Origin of the sequence: Streptomyces rubiginosohelvolus, assembly GCF_014649875.1 — a bacterium.
GTDB lineage: Bacteria > Actinomycetota > Actinomycetes > Streptomycetales > Streptomycetaceae > Streptomyces > Streptomyces rubiginosohelvolus.
Genome location: NZ_BMTW01000023.1, coordinates 1 through 12,597 on the forward strand (window position 1 = coordinate 1; position 12,597 = coordinate 12,597).

A 12,597-nucleotide genomic window follows, 5' to 3' on the forward strand; every position below is an offset into this window, starting at 1 on the left:
ACCTTCACCGTCGACCCCGCCGAGCTCTTCCACCGCAACCAGGTCACCGCCTACGCCGGGAAGACCCTGCACGGCGTGGTCCGCTCCAGCTGGCTGCGCGGCGTCCGCATCGTGTCCGACGGCGTCCTCGCCGAGCCCACCGGCCGCCTCCTGGAACGGGACCGCTGAACCGGCCCCACCGGCCTCCCCTCGACCGGTACCGCTGACCGGCCCACCGGCCCCCTCCTCGAACGCGCCCCCCGACCGTGCCCGAAAGGACCCCCGACCATGACGGACGCCTCGATACCCCGCTTCACCGGCGACGCCAGCCCGTATGCGGGCGGCGACCCGTACGCCGACCACCGCACCGCAGACTTCCCCTTCACCCACCTCGTCGACCTCGCCGACCGCCGCCTCGGCGCGGGCGTCATCGCGGCCAACGACGAGTTCTTCGCCGAGCGGGAGAACCTCCTCAAGCCCGAGCCCGCCGTCTTCGACCCGGAGCACTTCGGCCACAAGGGCAAGATCATGGACGGCTGGGAGACCCGCCGCCGCCGGGGCGTCAGCGCCGCCGAGCCCCACCCGACCGCCGACGACCACGACTGGGCCCTCGTCCGGCTCGGCGCGCCCGGTGTCATCCGGGGCATCGTCCTGGACACCGCCCACTTCCGCGGCAACTACCCGCAGGCCGTCTCCGTCGAGGCCGTCGCCCTGCCCGGCTCCCCGTCCCCCGAGGACCTCCTCGCCCCCGACGTGAAGTGGACGACGCTCGTCCCCCGTACGGCGGTCGGCGGCCACGCGGCCAACGGGTTCGCCGTCGACGCCGAGCAGCGCTTCACCCACCTGCGGGTCAACCAGCACCCGGACGGCGGCATCGCCCGGCTGCGCGTGTACGGAGAGGTCGCCCCGGACCCCGACTGGCTCGCCGCCCTCGGTACGTTCGACCTCGCGGCCCTGGAGAACGGCGGCCAGGTCGAGGACGCCTCCGACCGCTTCTACTCCCCGGCCACCAACACCATCCAGCCCGGCCGCTCCCGCAAGATGGACGACGGCTGGGAGACCCGCCGCCGCCGTGACAAGGGCAACGACTGGATCAGTTACCGGCTCGCCGCGCAGTCCGGGATCCGGGCCGTCGAGATCGACACCGCCTACCTCAAGGGCAACTCGGCGGGCTGGGCGAGCCTTTCGGTACGGGACGGCGAGGACGGCGACTGGACCGAGGCCCTGCCCCGGACGCGCCTCCAGCCCGACACCAATCACCGCTTCGTGCTCGACGGGACCGTCCGCGCCACCCACGTACGGATCGACATCTTCCCGGACGGCGGCATCTCCCGCCTCCGGCTGTACGGATCGCTCACCGACGAGGGCGCGGCCGCGCTGGCGGCCCGTCACCGGGAGCTCGGCGGCTGACCCGAGCAGGGCACAAGGGTCGGGCGCACCGCGATCGCAGGGGGATCGCGGTGCGCCCGGCCGAACTCGTTGGGTGGGGGCGTGTCACCCTGGGTGAGGTGTGGGGAGCGGGCCCGGAGGGCAGGCGAACCGCACCTTTGACGCTTCCGCGTTCCCGTCCACTGACGTTTCCGGCGTTCCGCCCGCCCGACCAGGAGCCCCCATGATCTTCATCGCCGTCAAGTTCACCGCCCTCGTCGCCGAGCGCGACAACTGGCTGCCCCGGCTCGAGGACTTCACCGTCGCCACCCGCAGCGAGCCCGGGAACCTCTTCTTCGACTGGTCCTACAGCGTGGAGAATCCCAACGAGTTCGTCCTGCTGGAGGCGTTCGCCGACGCGGCGGCGGGCGAGGCGCACGTGAAATCCGACCACTTCACGGCGGCGATCGAGACGATGTCGGAGATGGTGGCAGAGGTTCCCGAGATCATCAACGTCGAGGTCGAGGGATCCGGCTGGTCCCGGATGGCGGAGGTCACTCCGCGCAACCGGTGACGACAAGCCCTAGAACTCCTCGTGGGACTCCGGGTCGCCGCCGAACCGCCGCTGCCGCCCGGACGCGATCGTCGTCAACTCCTGCGCCGTCAGCTCGAACCCGAACAGATCCAGGTTCTCGCGCTGCCGTCCCGGATCCGCCGACTTCGGGATCGGCACCGCGCCCACCTGGGTGTGCCAGCGCAGCACCACCTGGCCGGGCGTCACCCCGTGGTCGTCCGCGATCGCCACGATCGACGGGTCCTCCAGCACCTCCCGGCCCCGGGCCAGCGGGCTCCAGCTCTCCGTGACGATGCCCTTCGCCGCGTGCACCGCCCGCAGCTCCTCCTGCGGAAGCAGCGGATGCATCTCGATCTGGTTCACCGAGGGCAGCACCCCCGTCTCCCGCTCCAGCCGGTCCAGATGCGCGGCGGTGAAGTTGGAGACACCGATGGAGCGGACGAGACCGTCCTCGCGGAGCCGGATCATCGCCTTCCAGGTGTCCACGTACTTGTCCACGCGGGGGAGCGGCCAGTGGATCAGATACAGGTCGACGTACTCGACGCCCAGGCGGGCCCGTGACTCCTCGAACGAGGCGAGCGTCTCCTCGTACCCCTGATGCCGGCCGGGCACCTTCGTGGTGACGACGACCTCCTCGCGGGGGACGCCGCTGCGGGTGATGCCCCGGCCGGTGCCGGTCTCGTTGCCGTAGTTGAGGGCCGTGTCGACCAGCCGGTAGCCCAGCTCCAGGGCCCCGGCGACGGCCTCCTCGGCCGCCGCGTCGTCCAGCGGATAGGTGCCGAGCCCCACCGCGGGGAGCCGTGTGCCGTCGTTGAGCGTGTGAACCGGTGTGCCGGACATGTGCTGGTCCTGTCCTTCCCGTCGCTGCCCCGTCCCGGCCAGCGTAGGGGCGCGGCCGGCACGGGGCAGCCGGACGCGGCCGCCGGGGGAGCGCGCTCCGGCGCACGCCCGGGCGGCGGACCAGGGGTGAGCCGGGAGTACGCCGCCGCCCGGGCGGCGGCGGTGCTCAGGCCGCGTGGCCGCCGTCCGCGACGAGCTCCGTGCCCGTGATGAAGCCGGCCTCGGCGCTCACCAGGTAGGCGACGAGCGAGGCGATCTCCTCCGTCGTGCCGAAGCGGCCCAGCGCGTTCGCCGCGCGCTGGCTCTCGGCCAACGGCCCGTCGGCCGGGTTGAGATCGGTGTCCACGGCCCCCGGCTGGATCACGTTCACGGTGATGCCACGCGGCCCCAGCTCCCGGGCGAGCGGCTTGGTCAGCCCGGTCAGCGCGGACTTGCTGAGCCCGTAGAGGGTGGAGCCGGGCCCGCCCGCGTACCGGCTCAGGGCGGAACCCACGGAGATGACGCGGCCGCCGTCGGCCAGCCGCTCCGCCGCCGCGCGGCAGGCGAGGAAGACCGCTCGTACGTTCACCGTCAGCGTCCGGTCCACGTCAGGACCGGCGAGCGTGGCGATCGGTCCGAGGACGCCAATGCCCGCGTTGTTGACAAGGATGTCCAGCCGGCCGAGCGCGTCCGCCGCCCGGTGCACGGCGTCGGCGGCCGCGTCGGCGTCCGCCGCGTCGCAGCGCAGGGCGACGCCCCGGCGGCCGAAGCCCTCGATCTTCGCGACGACCGCACGGGCCGCCGCCTCGTCCTGTACGTAGGTGACGGCGACGTCCGCGCCGTCCTGGGCGAGCCGCAGCGCGATCGCGGCGCCGATGCCCCGGCTGCCCCCGGTGACCAGGGCGGCCCGGTGCGGAAGGCCGACGGGAACGTCGGTGGAAGCAGCGGCGGGAGCGGTGCCGGACAGGGTTCCGGAAGGGGTGCTGGAAGGGTTGCTGGACATGGCTGTTCCTCGCTGACGGGGATGCCGTCGCTCCGACGGCATCCCCAGCAAACGCGCGCCGGGGCCCGCGCACCGGCGGGTATCGGACGCCTACGGCCACCCGGGGCCGCTCACCGTAACGGCAGCCGCGCGGGGTCCGTCGCCGACGCCCGCAGGCGGGCCAGGATGGCGCGGGCGGCCTTGTCGTAGCCGAGATTGTTGTTCTGGAGCACCGACTCGGCGTTGGCCAGCTCCAGCAGGGCGATCACCTCGAACGCCAGCTGGCACACGTCGGTGTCCCCGGCCAGCTCCCCGGCGGCCCTGGCCTCCTCGATGGTCTCCTCCACGAAGGTGACCCAGCCCGTCTGCGCGGACGCCAGGGCGTCGTGCACCCGGCCGCTGCGGGCGTCGAACTCGGCGGTGGCGGCGTAGAAGAAGCAGCCGCCCCGGAACACCCGCTCACGGGAGTACGCGATCCACGCCTCGCACATCCGCCACACCCGCCCGAGCCCCGGCGGCACCGACCGGGCCGGGCGCAGCACATGGTCGACGTAGACGGCCACCGCTCCCCGCACGGTGGCCAGCTGGAGCCCCTCCTTCGAGCCGAACAGCGCGAACACCCCGCTCTTGCTCAGCCCCAGCTCGGTCGCCAGCCGTCCCAGTGACAGGCCCTCAAGACCTTCGACCGAGGCGATCTGCACCGCCCGCCCCAGGACCAACTGCCGGGTCTGGTTCCCCCGCTCGACCCGCCCGTCCGTTCTTACCGACGCCATGTGACCACTCCGTGCCTCAGCGTTACCTATGCGTCAGTCTAGGGAGCGGCGGGAGGCGCCCGGGAACGATCCGGCCGCCTGGACAGGTGTTCCCTTCCCGGGAAGGCGGCGGGTAGCGTGATCACTTCGCGTGCGAGCCGGTGCGGTCTCCACAACACGTTCCGTGGAGAATCCGGGAGAACCAGATGTCCGCTGCCGCCGTGCCCGCCGTGGGAAGCGTCTCCCCGCGCCGCGCCTGGGTCACCGATCTGCCCGTACTGGCGGTCGCCGTCGTCTGGGGCGCGAGCTATCTCGCCGCCAAGGGCATCACCACCACGCACACCGTCGTCGCCGTGCTCGTCCTGCGCTTCGCCTTCGTGCTGCCGGTGCTCGTGGCGGTCGGATGGCGCAAGCTGCGGGCGCTGACCGGTGCGCAGTGGCGGGGCGCCGGAGTGCTGGGTCTGGTGCTGAGCGGGATCTTCCTGCTGGAGACGTACGGGGTGGTGCACACCTCCGCCACCAACGCCGGGCTGATCATCAGCCTGACCATGATCTTCACACCGCTGGCCGAGGCCGCCGTGACCCGTGTCCGCCCGTCGGCCGGATTCGTCGCCGCGGCCGGGCTCTCCGTCTCCGGGGTCGTCCTGCTGACCCAGGGCGGCGGATTCACCAGCCCCTCGGCCGGCGACCTCCTGATGCTCCTCGCCGCCCTCGCCCGTACGGTCCACGTCCTGGCCATGGCCCGGATCAAGGCGGTACGGGACGCCGACTCGCTCTCCCTGACCACTGTCCAGCTCGGCGGCGCGGTCGCCGTCTTCGCCGTCCTCGCCGCCTTCCCCGGCACCGGGGCCTCGCCGTGGAGCACGGCCGTGGGCTTCGGCGCCCGGGAGTGGGCGGGCCTCGTCTTCCTCTCGGTGTTCTGCACGCTGTTCGCGTTCTTCGTGCAGATGTGGTCCGTACGCCGCACCTCGCCGTCCCGGGTCAGTCTGCTGCTCGGAACGGAACCGCTGTGGGCCGCCGCCGTCGGCATCAGCCTGGGCGGGGAACACCTCGGCGTCCTGGGGGTGGCCGGGGCCGTTCTCGTCCTGGCGGGCACCGCGTGGGGGCGGCGCGCCGCCTCGGAGGGGGTCCGGGTCAGGTCTTGATCGAATCCGCCGCGATCATCACGGCGGCCCCCGCCACGATCAGCACGATGTTGACGAACAGCGTGCGGTCGCTGAGGAAGTCGATGTGCCGTACCAGCGTCCAGAACCGGAACCATCCCGTCCACTCGTACAGCAGCCCGCCCACGCCCTGGATGAAGACGAGGAACCCGATCGTCTCGACGATTTTCTTCATGGGACGAGCCTCCCGCCCGCCCCGCGCCCGCCGCGTCGGCCACCGGTCCCGTCCGCCGCGCCGAAAGTAGCGCAGGGTGCGACTTTGGTAGCTCCCGCGCCGCCCGGACCCCTTTCGGGCCGTCCGGCTGCGTAACTTTGTCGACATGACGCGCACCGAGTACCGCTGGCTGCTCCCGTCGGCGATGGCCGGCCCCGAGCTGCCGGACGACCGGGTCCGGACGCGGCGGACCGTGCGGGACTGGGCCGTCGACATCACGGCCTTCCTCATCGCCGCGGGCATCGGCCTGCTGGCCCTCGGCACGATCGAGGCCGACGACACCACGGCCGACGTCGTCGTCTTCGTGGACTCGATCGTCGGCGCGCTGGCCTGCTGCGCCCTCTGGCTCCGGCGCCGCTGGCCCGTCGCCCTCGCCGTCGCCCTGACCCTCGTGTCCGTCATCGAGCCGGTGGCCGCCGGGGCCCTCCTGGTCGCCCTCTTCAGCCTGGCCGTCCACCGCCCGTTCAAGCCGGTCGCGATGGTCGGGGCGCTCGCCCTGGCTCTGGTACCCGTGCAACCGTTCCTGCGCCCCGACCCGGAGACGTCCTTCCTCGCCTCGGTCCTCTTCGGGGCCCTGCTGATCCTCCTGGTGATCAGCTGGGGCATGGCCGTACGGTCCCGGCGCCAGCTCGTCGTCAGCCTCCGCGAACGGGCCCGCCGCGCCGAGGCCGAGGCGGAGCTGCGCGCCGAACAGGCCCAGCGCCTCGCCCGGGAGGCCATCGCCCGCGAGATGCACGACGTCCTGGCCCACCGGCTGACCCTGCTCAGCGTGCACGCCGGGGCCCTGGAGTTCCGGCCCGACGCCCCCGCCGCCGAGGTCGGCCGGGCGGCCGGCGTCATCCGGGACAGCGCCCACGAGGCCCTCCAGGACCTCCGCGAGATCATCGGCGTCCTGCGCGGACCCGGCGACACCGACGAGGCCCACCGGCCGCAGCCCACCCTCGCCACGCTGGACGCCCTGGTCGCCGAATCCCGGCTCGCGGGCATGAAGGTCGCCGTCGACAACCGGGTCGCCGCACCCCAGGACGCCCCCGCCGCGACCGGCCGCACCGTCTACCGCATCGCGCAGGAGGCCCTGACCAACGCCCGCAAGCACGCGCCCGGCACCGAGGTCTCCCTCACCGTGACCGGCGGCCCCGGCGATGACCTCACCGTCGAGGTGGTGAACCCGGCCCCCACCGAACCCTTCGAACGGGTCCCCGGCTCCGGCCAGGGGCTCATCGGCCTCACCGAACGCGCCACCCTCGCCGGGGGAGAGCTGGAGCACGGCCCGACGAAGGACGGCGGCTTCGCGGTCCGGGCCCGCCTGCCGTGGCCCGCCGCGTGAGCGCCGCCGTACGGGAACGAGCGACGCCCGGCGTACGGGAGCGAGCGACGCCCGCCGTAAGGGAACGAGCAACGCCCGGCGTACGAGTACGTGCGACGCCCGCCGTTCCGGCGCCGCGCACCGGCTGGCTACGGTGGCCGTCATGAACACCCCGGCGTCCCCGACACCACCCCCGGCCTCCTCAGCGCCCGTCCGCCTGCTGATTGTCGACGACGACCCGCTGGTCCGGGCGGGGCTGACCCTGATGCTCGGCGGCGACCAGGGCATCGACATCGTCGGGGAGGGCGCGGACGGCGTCGAGGTCGAGGAACTGGTCGAGCGGCTGCGCCCCGATGTCGTCCTGATGGACATCCGGATGCCGGTCATGGACGGACTCACCGCGACCGAACGGCTGCGCCGCCGGCCCGACGCCCCCGAAGTCGTCGTCCTCACCACCTTCCACGCCGACGAACAGGTGCTCCGCGCCATCCGGGCCGGGGCGGCGGGATTCGTCCTGAAAGACACCCCGCCGGCCCGGATCGTCGACTCGGTCCGCCGGGTCGCCGCCGGGGATCCGGTCCTCTCGCCCGCCGTCACCCGCCAGTTGATGGTCCGCGCCGCCGGGGGCGGGCGCGATGACCGGGCCGACCGCGCCCACCGCGCACGCAGGCGTTTCGGCCAACTCGCCGAGCGGGAGCAGGAGGTCGCCGTCGCCGTCGGGCGCGGCGCTTCCAACGCGGAGATCGCGGCCTCCCTCTACCTCAGCGTCGCCACCGTCAAGACCCACGTCTCCCGCATTCTCGCCAAGCTCGAACTCAACAACCGTGTCCAGATCGCGCTGTTGGTCCACGATGCGGGGCTCCTCGACACGGACGACGGCGGTGGGAGCCACCTAGGGTGAAGGGAAACGGCCCGGAACGGAGCGGGCCGAGACGGGAGAGGGGCCGCTCACCATGGCCGAGCTCGATCTGCGCGACCTGCCGGACTTCACCGCCGACCCCTACCCGTACTACGCCAAGCTCCGCGCCGAAGGGCCGGTGCACACCGTGCGCACCGAGCACCTGGAGCGGCTCTGGCTGATCGTCGGACATGAGGAGGGCCGTGCCGCCCTCGCCGACCAGCGACTCGGCAAGGACTGGCGCCCCAGAGGGGGCTGGAAGGCCTCCGAGGCCCAGCTCAACGCCAACATGCTGGAGCTGGACGCCCCGCACCACACCCGGCTGCGCCGGCTCGTCGTCCGCGAGTTCACCGCCCGGCGCATCGAGGCGCTGCGCCCGCGCGTCACCGAGATCACCGACCGGCTCCTCGACACGATGGTGGCGCGGGGCTCCGCCGACCTGGTCGACGCGCTCGCCTTCCCGTTGCCGATGACCGTGATCTGCGAACTCCTCGGCGTCCCGGACATCGACCGGGACGCCTTCCGGGTGCTCTCGAACGGCATCGTCACGCCCACCCCGGAGCAGCGGGACGCCGACCCGGTCGGCGCGATGAGCGCCTACCTCGTCGACCTCATCGCGGACAAACGCCGTTCACCCGGCGACGACCTGCTGAGCGCGCTGATCCGGGCCACGGACGAGGACGGCGACAGCCTCTCCTCCGCCGAACTGGTCGGCATGGCCTTCCTGCTGCTCGTCGCGGGCCACGAGACCACCGTCAACCTGATCGCCAACGGGGTCCGGGCCCTGCTCGACCATCCCGAGCAGCTCGCCCTGCTGCGCGCAGAACCGGGGCTCATCGACGGTGCGGTCGAGGAGATGCTGCGTTACGACGGGCCCGTGGAGAACGCCACCTTCCGCTTCGCCCGGGAGCCGGTCACCATCGGCTCCACCGTGATCCCGCGCGACGCCGTGGTGCTGGTCGGCCTGGCCTCCGCCGACCGCGACCCCGACCGCTTCCCGGCCCCGGACACCTTCGACATCCGCCGCGAGCCCCAGGGACACCTGGCCTTCGGCCACGGCGCTCACTACTGCCTGGGCGCACCGCTCGCCCGGATGGAGGCCCGTATCGCGATCGGCGCCCTGCTGGAACGCTGCCCAGGCCTCGCCCGCGACGAGTCGGGCGGCGAGCTGGACTGGCTCCCGGGCCTGCTGATGCGCGGCACCCGGGGCCTGCCGGTGCGCTGGTGAGGGGCCGTAACCCGGTGACGGCCGAAACCCCCTGAGCGCAGCAACGCGGCGGGCGCGGCAACGCCGTGAAGAGTCGCCGTAACTCCTCCTGAAGGGAACCGTGTTGACCACCGAACCCCTGGTTGATCTCGCCGCGCTCGGCGAGCAGTTCACCCGCGATCCCTACCCCGCCTACGCCGCTCTGCGCGCCAAGGGCCCGGTCCACCGGGTCCGGATCCCCGAGGGCGCGGACGCCTGGCTCGTCGTCGGATACGAGGCGGGCCGCGCCCTCCTCGCCGACCAGCGGCTCTCCAAACACTGGAGCCGCGCCTCGCCCACGCTCGGGGTCAGCAAGGTGTCCGCGGGCTCCTCGATGCTCGGCTCCGACGCCCCCGACCACACCCGGCTGCGCAAGCTGGTCGCCCGCGAGTTCACCCCGCGCCGCATGGAGCAACTGGCGCCACGGATACAGGAGATGACCGACGAGCTGCTGGACGCGATGCTCGCGGCTCCGGACCGTTCGGCCGACCTCGTCGAGGCGCTGTCGTTCCCGCTGCCCATGTCCGTGATCTGCGAGCTGCTCGGCGTGCCGTTCCTGGACCGCGAGGACTTCCGTGCCTGGTCGGGCCAGGCGGTCTCCTCCATCGACCCGTCCGTGCGCGCCTCCTCCACCCAGGCCATGACCGCGTACATCGCCGGTCTGCTGGCCGACAAGCGGGAGAAGCCCGGCGACGACCTGCTGAGCGCGCTGATCCACACCGCCGACGAGGACGGCGACCGGCTGTCCGGCGAGGAACTGATCGGCATGGCGTGGCTGTTGCTCGTCGCCGGGCACGAGACGACCGTCAACCTCATCACCAACGGCGTGCACAACCTCCTCGCGCACCCGGATCAACTGGCTGCCCTGCGCGCGGACTTCTCCCTGATCGACAACGCCGTCGAGGAGATCCTGCGCTTCGAGGGGCCGGTGGAGACCCCCACGTACCGCTTCACCACCGAACCGATCGAGGTGGGCGGCACGGTGATCCCCGGCGGCGGCGAACTGGTCCTGGTCGCGATGTCGGACGCCAACCGGGACCCCGACCGCTACCCCGGCGGGGACCGCTTCGACATCACCCGGGACGCCCGGGGCCACATCGCCTTCGGGCACGGCATCCACTACTGCCTGGGCGCGCCGCTGGCCCGCATCGAGGCCCGGATCGCCATCCGGTCGCTGCTGGAGCGCTGCCCGGAGCTGCGGCTGACCGCCGACCCGGCGACGCTGACCTGGCGCGCCGGGATGCTGATGCGGGGCCCGCTGAGCCTGCCGGTCGCCTGGTAGCGGGTGGTCTCCGGGAGGCTCAGCCGCCGGGGATCTCGGTCATCGCCACCGGCCGGCGCTCACGGCGGGAGACCTCGCACGCCTCGGCGATCCGCAGGGCGTGCAGGGCCTCCCGCCCGTCGCACGGATTGGCCAGCTCGCCGCGGACCACGCGCAGGAACGCGTCCAGCTCCGCCTCGTACGCCGGGGCGAACCGTTCCAGGAAGCCCGGCCAGGGCTTCGTCGGGGCGCCGGGGCCGCCCGGCTCGGCCGAGGTCAGCGGCGTACGGTCGTCCAGGCCGACGGCGATCTGGTCCAGCTCGCCGGCCAGCTCCATCCGTACGTCGTACCCGGCGCCGTTGCACCGGGTCGCGGTGGCGGTGGCGAGCGTCCCGTCGTCGAGGGTGAGCAGGGCGGCGGCCGTGTCAACGTCCCCGGCCTCGCGGAACATCGCGGGCCCGGTGTCCGAGCCGGTGGCGTACACCTCGCTCACCTCGCGGCCCGTCACCCAGCGCAGGATGTCGAAGTCGTGGACCAGGCAGTCGCGGTACAGCCCGCCGGAGAGCGGGAGATAGGCGGCGGGCGGCGGCGTGGGATCGGAAGTGACCGCCCGCACGGTGTGCAGCCGGCCCAGCCGCCCGCCCCGCACGGCGGCCCTGGCCTCGCCGTACCCGGCGTCGAAGCGCCGCATGAAGCCGAGCTGGAGCAGGCTCCCCGCCGCCTCGACCTCCGCCAGCGCTGCGAGCGTGCCGGGCAGGTCCAGGGCGATCGGCTTCTCGCAGAAGACCGGCAGCCCGGCGCGGGCGGCCCGCGCGATGAGCCCGGCGTGGGCGGCGGTCGCCGAACAGATCACGACGGCGTCGGGCAGGCCCCCGGCCGCGCCCGCCCTGGTGAACAGGTCGTCCACGGAGACGGCCGTGGCCCCCGTCCGCCCGGCCGCGGCTGCCGCCCGCTCGGGGTCCGCGTCCGCCAGCAGCAGGGCGTCCACGGCGGGGTGACAGCTCAGCACCTCCGCATGGAATGTGCCGATCCGTCCCGTTCCGATCAGTCCGATGCGCATGGGCCCCAAGGTGGCGTTCGCCCGGTCGTCATGTCAAGCGTTTGTCCTGACAAACGGGGGCCGCGTCGACCGGGTTCCCGCCCCGGTGCGCCATGGCTTTGTCCGGACAAGCGAACTACGCTCGCCCCGTGACCGCACATGGAACCGACCGGCCGCTGCCGCTGAGCGTGGACCGCACCAGCCCGGTGCCGCTCTATTTCCAGCTCGCGCAGCAGCTGGAGGCAGCCGTGGAACAGGGCCGGCTGGCCCCCGGCGCCCTGCTCGGGAACGAGATCGACCTCGCATCCCGCCTCGGCCTGTCCCGGCCGACCGTCCGCCAGGCCATCCAGACGCTCGTCGACAAGGGCCTGATGGTGCGCCGGAGGGGGGTCGGCACCCAGGTCGTCCACAGCCAGGTCCGCCGCCCGCTGGAGCTCAGCTCGCTCTACGACGACCTGGAGGCGGCGGGCCAGCGCCCCGCCACCGAGGTCCTGCGCAACACGACGGAACCGGCCACGGCCGAGGTCGCCGCCGCGCTCGGGGTCGCCGAGGGCAGCGAGGTCCACCTGGTGGAGCGGCTGCGCAGCGCGCACGGCGAACCGGTGGCGCTCCTGCGCAACCACCTGCCGCCGGGGCTGGTGCCCCTGCGCACCGAGGAACTGGAGGCCACCGGCCTCTACCGGCTGATGCGCGCCGGTGGCATCACGCTGCACAGCGCCCGCCAGTCGGTGGGGGCGCGCGCCGCGACGGTGGGGGAGGCGGGTGTCCTGGACGAGGAGCCGGGGGCGCCGCTGCTGACGATGGAGCGGGTGACGTACGACGACACGGGGCGGGTGGTGGAGTTCGGTTCCCACGTCTACCGGGCGGCGCGCTACGCGTTCGAGTTCCAGCTCCTGGTCCGCCCGTAGCCCACCCCAGCCCGTCCGGCGCTTGAGGGCGGAACCGTTGCGATGGTGTCGGCCGCGCCCGTGAGGTTCCTGTGCCCCAGGCCCCTGC

General features: G+C 73.2%; 13 protein-coding genes and 1 pseudogene. 9 read left to right on the plus strand and 5 right to left on the minus strand.

The window, feature by feature from the left end; genetic code table 11:
• The 3 genes and pseudogenes from IE134_RS32245 to IE134_RS32255 all read left to right on the plus strand — a co-directional run.
• Nucleotides 1–168, plus strand: a pseudogene (locus IE134_RS32245) (allantoinase AllB); the annotation flags it as partial.
• A 99-nt stretch (nucleotides 169–267) separates the two neighbouring features.
• Entirely contained in the window at nucleotides 268–1,389 is a 1,122-nt protein-coding gene (gene alc, locus IE134_RS32250) for an allantoicase (RefSeq protein ID WP_030722873.1), read from the plus strand.
• Between the two features lie 202 nt (nucleotides 1,390–1,591).
• Complete coding sequence (locus IE134_RS32255) at nucleotides 1,592–1,921, plus strand: putative quinol monooxygenase (protein WP_189432516.1); 330 nt, start codon at nucleotides 1,592–1,594, stop codon at nucleotides 1,919–1,921.
• A 9-nt stretch (nucleotides 1,922–1,930) separates the two neighbouring features.
• On the opposite strand, the gene IE134_RS32260 is transcribed toward IE134_RS32255, so the two are convergent.
• From IE134_RS32260 to IE134_RS32270, 3 genes are all read right to left on the minus strand, one after another.
• Nucleotides 1,931–2,761, minus strand: coding sequence for an aldo/keto reductase (locus IE134_RS32260; protein WP_030722867.1), 831 nt, complete (start codon nucleotides 2,759–2,761; stop codon nucleotides 1,931–1,933).
• A 166-nt stretch (nucleotides 2,762–2,927) separates the two neighbouring features.
• On the minus strand, nucleotides 2,928–3,743 hold the full coding sequence (locus IE134_RS32265) for an SDR family NAD(P)-dependent oxidoreductase (RefSeq protein ID WP_179888192.1): 816 nt from the start codon (nucleotides 3,741–3,743) through the stop codon (nucleotides 2,928–2,930).
• A gap of 110 nt (nucleotides 3,744–3,853) precedes the next feature.
• Nucleotides 3,854–4,495, minus strand: coding sequence for a TetR/AcrR family transcriptional regulator (locus IE134_RS32270; RefSeq protein ID WP_030722862.1), 642 nt, complete (start codon nucleotides 4,493–4,495; stop codon nucleotides 3,854–3,856).
• 185 nt (nucleotides 4,496–4,680) lie between these two features.
• On the opposite strand from IE134_RS32270, the gene IE134_RS32275 reads away from it, so the two are divergent.
• Nucleotides 4,681–5,619: a DMT family transporter gene (locus tag IE134_RS32275; protein ID WP_189432518.1), complete on the plus strand. Its 939-nt coding sequence runs from the start codon at nucleotides 4,681–4,683 to the stop codon at nucleotides 5,617–5,619.
• On the opposite strand, the gene IE134_RS32280 is transcribed toward IE134_RS32275, so the two are convergent.
• On the minus strand, nucleotides 5,609–5,812 hold the full coding sequence (locus IE134_RS32280; protein ID WP_030722854.1) for a hypothetical protein: 204 nt from the start codon (nucleotides 5,810–5,812) through the stop codon (nucleotides 5,609–5,611). The genes IE134_RS32275 and IE134_RS32280 overlap by 11 nt on opposite strands.
• A 145-nt stretch (nucleotides 5,813–5,957) precedes the next feature.
• Here IE134_RS32280 and IE134_RS32285 point away from each other — a divergent pair, with 145 nt between their 5' ends.
• From IE134_RS32285 to IE134_RS32300, 4 genes are all read left to right on the plus strand, one after another.
• A complete protein-coding gene (locus IE134_RS32285; RefSeq protein ID WP_089117041.1) occupies nucleotides 5,958–7,178 on the plus strand; it encodes a sensor histidine kinase in 1,221 nt (406 codons plus the stop codon).
• 142 nt (nucleotides 7,179–7,320) lie between these two features.
• Nucleotides 7,321–8,058 carry a response regulator transcription factor gene (locus tag IE134_RS32290; RefSeq protein ID WP_030722848.1) on the plus strand — a complete coding sequence of 246 codons (738 nt, stop codon included), beginning with the start codon at nucleotides 7,321–7,323 and terminating at the stop codon, nucleotides 8,056–8,058.
• Between the two features lie 52 nt (nucleotides 8,059–8,110).
• The gene (locus IE134_RS32295) at nucleotides 8,111–9,283 is read left to right on the plus strand and encodes a cytochrome P450 family protein (protein ID WP_189432520.1); all 1,173 of its coding nucleotides are present in this window, start codon (nucleotides 8,111–8,113) and stop codon (nucleotides 9,281–9,283) included.
• Nucleotides 9,284–9,386: 103 nt separating this feature from the next.
• Nucleotides 9,387–10,583, plus strand: coding sequence for a cytochrome P450 family protein (locus IE134_RS32300; RefSeq protein ID WP_098019978.1), 1,197 nt, complete (start codon nucleotides 9,387–9,389; stop codon nucleotides 10,581–10,583).
• Nucleotides 10,584–10,602: 19 nt separating this feature from the next.
• Here IE134_RS32300 and IE134_RS32305 read toward each other — a convergent pair whose 3' ends face one another.
• Complete coding sequence (locus IE134_RS32305; RefSeq protein ID WP_098895303.1) at nucleotides 10,603–11,622, minus strand: Gfo/Idh/MocA family protein; 1,020 nt, start codon at nucleotides 11,620–11,622, stop codon at nucleotides 10,603–10,605.
• Between the two features lie 128 nt (nucleotides 11,623–11,750).
• On the opposite strand from IE134_RS32305, the gene IE134_RS32310 reads away from it, so the two are divergent.
• Nucleotides 11,751–12,509, plus strand: a complete 759-nt coding sequence (locus IE134_RS32310; protein ID WP_189432522.1) for a GntR family transcriptional regulator — start codon at nucleotides 11,751–11,753, stop codon at nucleotides 12,507–12,509.
• The last annotated feature ends 88 nt before the right edge of the window (nucleotides 12,510–12,597 follow it).

Excerpts from the sequence above, each read along its gene's own strand:
- IE134_RS32270 (WP_030722862.1), bottom strand. The coding sequence starts at position 4,495 with ATGGCGTCGGTAAGAACGGACGGGCGGGTCGAGCGGGGGAACCAGACC.
- IE134_RS32265 (WP_179888192.1), bottom strand. The coding sequence starts at position 3,743 with ATGTCCAGCAACCCTTCCAGCACCCCTTCCGGAACCCTGTCCGGCACC.
- IE134_RS32295 (WP_189432520.1), top strand. The coding sequence starts at position 8,111 with ATGGCCGAGCTCGATCTGCGCGACCTGCCGGACTTCACCGCCGACCCC.
- IE134_RS32255 (WP_189432516.1), top strand. The coding sequence starts at position 1,592 with ATGATCTTCATCGCCGTCAAGTTCACCGCCCTCGTCGCCGAGCGCGAC.
- IE134_RS32285 (WP_089117041.1), top strand. The coding sequence starts at position 5,958 with ATGACGCGCACCGAGTACCGCTGGCTGCTCCCGTCGGCGATGGCCGGC.
- IE134_RS32290 (WP_030722848.1), top strand. The coding sequence starts at position 7,321 with ATGAACACCCCGGCGTCCCCGACACCACCCCCGGCCTCCTCAGCGCCC.
- alc (WP_030722873.1), top strand. The coding sequence starts at position 268 with ATGACGGACGCCTCGATACCCCGCTTCACCGGCGACGCCAGCCCGTAT.
- IE134_RS32275 (WP_189432518.1), top strand. The coding sequence starts at position 4,681 with ATGTCCGCTGCCGCCGTGCCCGCCGTGGGAAGCGTCTCCCCGCGCCGC.
- IE134_RS32280 (WP_030722854.1), bottom strand. The coding sequence starts at position 5,812 with ATGAAGAAAATCGTCGAGACGATCGGGTTCCTCGTCTTCATCCAGGGC.
- IE134_RS32305 (WP_098895303.1), bottom strand. The coding sequence starts at position 11,622 with ATGCGCATCGGACTGATCGGAACGGGACGGATCGGCACATTCCATGCG.
- IE134_RS32260 (WP_030722867.1), bottom strand. The coding sequence starts at position 2,761 with ATGTCCGGCACACCGGTTCACACGCTCAACGACGGCACACGGCTCCCC.